The following is a 6,266-nucleotide window of genomic DNA, read 5'->3' on the forward strand; positions in this document are numbered from 1 at the left end:
AGGCGCCGGCCAGGGCCCCCGGGCGCTGATGCACCTCGACACCGTGGACCTGCCGGGGCTGCTGCTCGCCGCGGTGGCGCCCCACGACGGGGGGCGCAACGAATGGTGGACGGCCGCGCCTCGCCCGCTGCCGGCCGCGCTGCCCGCCACCGTGCCGCCGGGCGAGCACCGCGCCCGGGTCCTGCTGCTGCGCCCGGACCGGGACGCCACCTCGGCGCTCGTCGACGGCGCGCCGGACAGCTTCCTGATCGGCGACGCGGACCTGCGGATACCGGCCGAGACGGGCAGCGCCCAGCGCATCGCCGTCGCGCGGGCCACGCTCACGGTGCCGGTGCGGCAGGTGCGGGTCACCGATCCGCCGCTGCTCTCGGCCACGCCGCTGCGCTGGCTGCTGGGCGTGTCGCAGGCCGGCTGGCGGGGGCGGACGCCGGTGATGGCCGAGCGGCGCGCGCTCCGAACCGCCTGATGGCCGTGCCGGCCCCGAAGATCGAGCTGCACGTCCACTTCGAAGGGACGGTACGGCCGGAGACGCTCCTGGTCATCGCCCGCCGCAACGGTCAGCGGCTGCCCGCGGAGACGGTCGAGGGTCTGCGTCAGCTCTACGAGTTCACCGACTTCGACCACTTCGTCCGCACCTGGGTGTTGACCACCAACTGCCTGCGTACGGCCGACGACTTCCGGCGCATCGTGGTGGAGTACGCCGCCGAGGCGGCCACGCACGGCGCTGTCTACCTGGAAGGCATCTTCTCGCCGGCCGAGCGGGTGCGCCGGGGCGTCGGCTGGGCGGACATCTTCGAGGGGTACGCCGACGGCGCGGCCGAGGCGTACGAGCGGCACGGCGTACGGGTGCTGTTGACGCCCGACGTGGACCGCGAGCTGGCGCCGGCCGACGCCGAGGAGTGCGCCCGCCAAGCCGTGCGGTACCGGGACCGGGGCGTGGTCGGGTTCGGTCTGGGCGGGCCGGAGCTGGCCGCGCCGGCGAAGGCGTTCGCCCGGGCGGTGGCGATCGCCCGCGACGGCGGTCTGGCGTTCGTCCCGCACGGCGGCGAGGCGGGCGGGCCGGATTCGGTACGCGACCTGCTGGAGCTGGCTCCGGCCCGGATCCGTCACGGCATCCGGGCCGCCGAGGACGACGACCTGCTCGCCGAGCTGCGGGACCGGGGTGTGGTGCTGGACGTGTGCCCCACGTCGAACCTGCGGACCCGGGTGGTGGAGTCCGAGGCCGCGCATCCGTTGCCCCGCCTCGTCGCCGCCGGTCTGCGCTGCTCGGTCGGGACCGACGACCCGGCGATGTTCGGTACCGATCTGGGCCGTGAGCACGAGTTGGCGGCGCGTCTCGGGCTCGGGCCCGAGCGGGCGTACGCCGCCGGGGTGGCCGGGGCGCTCTGCGACGACGCGACGCGTGATCATCTGATGGCGGTGGGCCGGCGGGCCTACGGCTGACCCGTCGGCACCGGCTTGCCGGCCCGGAAGACGAGTGTGGACGTGTCGGTGTCGTCGGGGTCGCCTTCGCAGTCCACGACCACGATCTGACCCGGGGTCAGCTCGTTGAACAGGATCCGCTCGGACAGGTTGTCCTCGATGTCGCGCTGGATCGTGCGACGCAGCGGCCGCGCGCCCAGCACCGGGTCGAAGCCCTTCTTCGCGAGGTACTTCTTGGCGTTGTCGGTCAGCTCCAGACCCATGTCCTTGTTCCGCAGCTGGGTCTCGATCCGGGCGATCATGATGTCGACGATCGACAGGATCTCGTTCTGACGCAGCTGGTGGAAGACGATGGTGTCGTCGATCCGGTTGAGGAACTCGGGCCGGAAGTGCTGCTTGAGTTCGTCGTTGACCTTCTGCTTCATCCGGTCGTAGTTCGACTCGGAGTCCTCCGACGCCTGGAAGCCGAGGGAGACGGCTTTGGCGACGTCGCGGGTGCCGAGGTTGGTGGTCAGGATGATGACCGTGTTCTTGAAGTCCACGATCCGGCCCTGGCCGTCGGTGAGGCGCCCGTCTTCCAGGATCTGCAGGAGCGTGTTGAACACGTCCGGGTGGGCCTTCTCGATCTCGTCGAAGAGGACCACGGAGAACGGCCGGCGGCGTACCTTCTCGGTCAGCTGCCCGCCCTCGTCGTAGCCGACGTAGCCGGGCGGGGCACCGACGAGCCGGGACACGGTGTACCGGTCGTGGAACTCCGACATGTCGAGCTGGATGAGGGCGTCCTCGGACCCGAACAGGAACTCCGCCAGGGCCTTGGACAGTTCGGTCTTACCGACGCCGGACGGGCCGGCGAAGATGAACGACCCGGACGGCCGCTTCGGGTCCTTCAACCCGGCCCGGGTACGGCGGATCGCCTTCGAGACCGCCTTGACCGCGTCCTCCTGGCCGATGACGCGCTTGTGCAGCTCGTCCTCCATGCGCAGCAGCCGAGAGGTCTCCTCCTCGGTCAGCTTGTAGACCGGGATACCGGTCCAGTTGCCGAGGACCTCGGCGATCTGCTCGTCGTCGACCTCACTGACGACGTCCAGGTCACCGGCCTTCCACTCCTTCTCCCGCTGCGCCTTCTGCCCGAGCAGCTGCTTCTCGGTGTCACGCAGCTGCGCGGCCCGCTCGAAGTCCTGCGCGTCGATCGCGGACTCCTTGTCGCGGCGCACCTGGGCGATGCGCTCGTCGAAGTCGCGCAGGTCCGGCGGCGCGGTCATCCGGCGGATCCGCATCCGAGCGCCCGCCTCGTCGATCAGGTCGATCGCCTTGTCCGGCAGGAACCGGTCGGAGATGTACCGGTCGGCCAGCGTCGCCGCGGCGACCAGCGCGGCGTCGGTGATGGACACGCGGTGGTGCGCCTCGTACCGGTCCCGCAGACCCTTCAAAATCTCGATGGTGTGCGCCAGCGACGGCTCACCCACCTGGATCGGCTGGAAACGACGCTCCAACGCGGCGTCCTTCTCCAAATGCTTGCGGTACTCATCCAGCGTGGTGGCGCCGATGGTCTGCAGCTCACCACGGGCCAGCATCGGCTTGAGGATGCTGGCGGCGTCGATCGCGCCCTCGGCCGCGCCCGCACCGACGAGCGTGTGGATCTCGTCGATGAACAGGATGATGTCACCGCGGGTGCGGATCTCCTTGAGCACCTTCTTCAGCCGCTCCTCGAAGTCACCGCGGTAGCGGGAACCGGCGACCAGCGCACCGAGGTCGAGCGTGTAGAGCTGCTTGTCCTTCAGCGTCTCCGGCACCTCACCCTTGATGATCTTCTGCGACAGGCCCTCCACCACGGCGGTCTTACCGACGCCGGGCTCGCCGATCAGCACCGGGTTGTTCTTGGTGCGGCGGGACAGCACCTGCATGACCCGCTCGATCTCCTTCTCCCGCCCGATGACCGGGTCGAGCTTGCCCTCGCGGGCGGCCTGGGTCAGGTTGCGGCCGAACTGGTCCAGCACGAGGCTGGTCGACGGCGCGGCCTCACCCGGCGCCGCACCCGCGGCGGCCGGCTCCTTGCCCTGGTAGCCGGAGAGCAGCTGGATGACCTGCTGACGGACCCGGTTCAGGTCCGCGCCCAGCTTCACCAGGACCTGCGCGGCGACGCCCTCACCCTCGCGGATCAGGCCGAGCAGGATGTGCTCGGTGCCGATGTAGTTGTGGCCGAGCTGCAGCGCCTCGCGCAGCGACAGCTCCAGCACCTTCTTCGCCCGCGGCGTGAACGGAATGTGCCCGCTCGGCGCCTGCTGGCCCTGGCCGATGATCTCCTCGACCTGCTGACGCACACCCTCCAGGGAGATGCCGAGGCTCTCCAGGGCCTTTGCCGCGACACCCTCACCCTCATGGATCAGGCCCAACAGGATGTGCTCCGTACCGATGTAGTTGTGGTTGAGCATCCGGGCCTCTTCCTGGGCCAGGACGACAACCCGTCGCGCTCGGTCGGTGAACCGCTCGAACATGCCCTCGTGCTCCTCACCTGAGTCATCCGGCCACCAGAATACTAAGATTTCATATAGCATTCTGTCTATCCTGGATGCGCGACACGGGCCTCCAGGTGGGCGGCATCCCTTTCAGGGTGGGCCTTCGTCGGAACCGGGTCACGCAACCCGGCACGGCCCGCAACTTCTATCAATAGCTTCGCCATATGAAAAAGAACTCCCCGCCGTCGTCGTTCCGCCCGGCGGCCTTTACGCACGTCCCGGGCGGTGATCACGCTGCTCGGGCGGGTTGGCGGCCTGGCCTGCCGAGTTTCCTGAGCAATAGCTGAGTGTGGCGACGTGGTAACCGGATGTGCCAGTCTCGGGCTCACGCTGAGCCTGGGGGGATAGATGATGGAGAGTCGCGCCTGTTACCGGGTCGACCTGTTGGGTCCGCTGCGCGTGCGGCGGAAGGGGCATCCGGTGGAGCCCGGACCGGCCAAGCAGCGGGCGGTGCTCTCGCTTCTGGCGTTACGCCTGGGCGACAGCGTCCCGGTGAGCGAGGTGGAGGAGGCGGTCTGGGGCGGCGTGGTCCCGCCGAGCGCCCGGTCGCTCGTGCACACGTACGTGGCCCGGCTGCGCCAGGTCCTCGAACCGGAGCATCCGCCGCGGCGCCGGGTACGGGTCATCGCCTCGACCGTCACCGGGTACTCGCTGCGCGCCGAGACCGTCGAGACGGACGTCGCGCGGTTCCGCCGCTGTGTCGCCGAGGCCGAGAAGCGGATCGGCGAGGGCTGCCGTGAGGAGGCGTTCCACCTGCTCGGGCAGGCGCTGGACCTGTGGCGCAGCCCGACCCTCGGTGAGCTGCGCTCGCTGCTGCACGACAACATCGAGGTGGAGGCCCTGGGTGCGGCCTGGGTGGCGACCTCGCACAGCTACGTCGGTCTGGGGCTGCGGCTGGGACGCGCCGCGGCGGTGCTCGACACCGCCACCCGGCTGGCCCGGCTGGAACCCCTGCACGAGGCGATCCAGGCCGACTATCTGGCCGTGCTCGGCAGCAGCGGGCACCGGACCGTGGCCCTGCACCGGTACGCCGACATCACCGAGCGGCTCCGTACCGAACTGGGCGTCGACCCGGGGGAGGAACTGCGGGCGGTGCACCGGGCGCTGGTGCGCCCGGCCGGCCGTCCACCGGTGCCCCGGCCGGCGCCGGCGGTGCCGGCCGCAAGGCGCAGGCCCGGCTGCGGGCCGATCTCCGGGCCGCTGCACTGGCGGGCCGGGGACATCGCCGACCTGGCGGCCCTGCTGGCGAAGTACCGCGCGGTGACCGTCACCGGCGCGCCCGGCTGTGGCAAGTCGGCGGTGACCCTGCGCGCCGCCCACCAGGCCGCCCGCGTCTTCACCGGCGGGGTCCTGACGGTGGACACGCTCGATCTCAGTGACCGGCGGCAGCTGGAACGCCGGCTGGCCCGGATGCTCGGGGGCAACGGCGCCGAGGATCCGGTCGAACTGCTGCGCGACCAGCCGACACTCGTGGTGCTGGACAACGCCGAGCACCTGGTCGACGCGTGTGCGGTGGTCGCCGACCGGCTGTTGCTGGCGTGCCCGGACGTGGCGGTGCTGACCGGCTCGCGTCAGCCGCTCGGGCTGCCGTACGAGCGGGTCCAGCGCCTGCATCCGCTCCCGGTGCCGCAGCCGGGCGGATGGCCGTCGGTCCTGTCCAATCCGGCGGTCGCGCTGCTCGCCGAACGGGCGGCCCAGGCCCGCCCCGGGTTCCGCCTCGACCGGCGGGACGCGGAGGTCGCGGTGGAGATCTGCCGCCGGCTCGACGGCCTGCCGCTGGCCCTGGAGATGGCGGCGGCGTGCCTGGCCACCGAGAGTCTGGACGGGGTGCTGCGCAAGCTGGAGGGACCGCTGGACGGACTCCGCCCGCCCGCCGCCGGACCGGAGTCACGCCACACGTCGCTGCGGGCGATGCTCGACCGTAGCGTCCAGCGCCTCGACGTGGCCGAGCGTTGTCTGTTCCAGCGCGTCGCGTTGCTGCCGGGGGTGTTCGACCTGGCGGCCGCCCAGCGGTTCTGGCGGCCCCATCCGTCCGGGCCCACGGACGTGCGGGTGGTGCTCGCCGCCCTGGTGGACAAGTCCCTGGTGATGCCGGTCGGGACGACCGGCGGCCGGTACCGGATGCTCGGCCTGCTGCGCCGGCTGGCGCTGGAGACGGGCACCCCGGGGGCCGTGACGAGTCCCGCCGCCGAACTGCCCCTGCCGCTGCCCCGGCCGTTGCTGCCGGCCGGCGCGGCGGCCGTGCCGGACTGACCGGCGGCCGCCGCGACGGCCCGCTCCCCGCCGGGGGAGCGGGCCGTCGCGTTCTGGAGGCCGATGACACCTGAC

The 6,266-nt window shown here is 71.5% G+C and carries 3 protein-coding genes and 1 pseudogene; 3 read left to right on the forward strand and 1 reads right to left on the reverse strand.

Annotated elements, in window-relative coordinates; translation table 11 throughout:
* A pseudogene (locus tag KBX39_RS20100) lies at nt 1-466 on the forward strand (AraC family transcriptional regulator); the annotation flags it as partial.
* Entirely contained in the window at nt 466-1,443 is a 978-nt protein-coding gene (gene add, locus KBX39_RS20105) for an adenosine deaminase (protein ID WP_210871942.1), read from the forward strand. The pseudogene KBX39_RS20100 and the gene add, both read left to right, overlap by 1 nt.
* On the opposite strand, the gene KBX39_RS20110 is transcribed toward add, so the two are convergent.
* Nucleotides 1,434-3,917: an ATP-dependent Clp protease ATP-binding subunit gene (locus tag KBX39_RS20110; protein ID WP_210871944.1), complete on the reverse strand. Its 2,484-nt coding sequence runs from the start codon at nt 3,915-3,917 to the stop codon at nt 1,434-1,436. The genes add and KBX39_RS20110 overlap by 10 nt on opposite strands.
* Nucleotides 3,918-4,358: 441 nt before the next feature.
* Here KBX39_RS20110 and KBX39_RS20115 point away from each other — a divergent pair, with 441 nt between their 5' ends.
* The gene (locus tag KBX39_RS20115; protein ID WP_312247465.1) at nt 4,359-6,191 is read left to right on the forward strand and encodes a BTAD domain-containing putative transcriptional regulator; all 1,833 of its coding nucleotides are present in this window, start codon (nt 4,359-4,361) and stop codon (nt 6,189-6,191) included.
* Nucleotides 6,192-6,266: the final 75 nt, after the last annotated feature.

This window comes from Micromonospora sp. D75 (assembly GCF_018070405.1).
Classification (GTDB): Bacteria; Actinomycetota; Actinomycetes; order Mycobacteriales; family Micromonosporaceae; genus Micromonospora; species Micromonospora chalcea.

What these genes read in the sequence shown, in the direction of transcription:
- add (WP_210871942.1), top strand. Translation starts at nt 466, where the DNA reads ATGGCCGTGCCGGCCCCGAAGATCGAGCTGCACGTCCACTTCGAAGGG.
- KBX39_RS20110 (WP_210871944.1), bottom strand. Translation starts at nt 3,917, where the DNA reads ATGTTCGAGCGGTTCACCGACCGAGCGCGACGGGTTGTCGTCCTGGCC.